The sequence below is a fragment of the Sphingomonas sp. NCPPB 2930 genome, assembly GCF_042867205.1.
Taxonomy (GTDB): Bacteria; Pseudomonadota; Alphaproteobacteria; order Sphingomonadales; family Sphingomonadaceae; genus Sphingomonas.
Map to the genome: position 1 here is coordinate 1 of NZ_JBHZQU010000046.1, position 1,042 is coordinate 1,042.

Sequence of the window (1,042 nt, forward strand, 5' to 3'; positions counted from 1 at the left end):
TTCGCCCAAGTCTGCCTCCAAAAGGCAGCCTTGAATCAGTGGCGCACCACGACGTCAAGCTTTGTCCACGATACCTATGGTCCGCCAGGTCGAGAATGCGCTTCACGCGCTGCTTCATGTCAGCGTGCGCTCGATCGTGCTGAAGCTGGCGAGCGCCAGTCGCCCCGCACCCTGTGGCGAGCCGAGTTTCGTCGCCAATGCCGCGATCGAGGCGCTGATCCGACGTTCCGGCATTCCCTTCGCCATCGTGCGCCCGACCATGTATCTCGACAACCTCCTGAAGCCCTCTGCCCGCGCCGAAATAGCGGAGCGCGGCGTTTTCTCCCCACCGATTGCGAGCAACCAGCGGATTGCATGGACCAGCACCGACGACTGTGCGCTGGCAACGATCTTGCTGCTGGAGCAGGATCTCTATGGCGGCGATCATCTCGTGAGTGGCCCCGAAAGCGTCACGGGCGACGAATTGGCGGCACGGCTGTCGGCCGGGCTAGGAAAGCCGATCACCTATCATGCCGAGCCGCTCGACGTGTTCGAGCGCGATGTGGACGCAGCGATGGGGCCAGGCATGGGGGCGGCGTATCGCATCCAAGTTCCGTTACTTCCGCGAGCACCCGGCCGATGCCAACCAGATACTCGCCACGGCGCAGGAGCCGGGAGCGCTGCCAGGCTTCACACCCACCAGCATCGAAGCGTGGGCGCGGCAGAGATGCCAGCTTTTCCAATGAGAGCGAGGTCATCGCCTTCTTGAAACAATAACCAGATGAGTTTCGAGAAAGCGATCCATATCCCCTATTAACCATCGTTTTCGAGGAGACGAACGAGACCGATTGCAGGCGCGGCAATAGCTTGGCATTTCCTCCGCATGGGAGAAGTAATCGGCACGTTCGAGCAGATGGTATTGCTGGAACCTCAGCATGAAGCCCTGCTGCGCGCATTACGGTTGTTGGCCTTTGAGCTGCATCCCGATTGACGTGACCCCAGTCTTTCAACCAGCGGCAACCAGAGACCGACCGGTGTTGTCGCGCAAGAGCGCAGGTGAAGC

Annotated in this window: 1 protein-coding gene; it reads left to right on the forward strand. The window is 60.7% G+C overall.

Annotated features, from left to right (window positions below):
- Positions 1-76: 76 nt before the first annotated feature.
- The gene (locus ACFX59_RS18230) at positions 77-748 is read left to right on the forward strand and encodes an NmrA family NAD(P)-binding protein (protein WP_387434468.1); all 672 of its coding nucleotides are present in this window, start codon (positions 77-79) and stop codon (positions 746-748) included.
- Positions 749-1,042: the final 294 nt, after the last annotated feature.

Excerpts from the sequence above, each read along its gene's own strand:
- ACFX59_RS18230 (WP_387434468.1), top strand. The coding sequence starts at position 77 with ATGGTCCGCCAGGTCGAGAATGCGCTTCACGCGCTGCTTCATGTCAGC.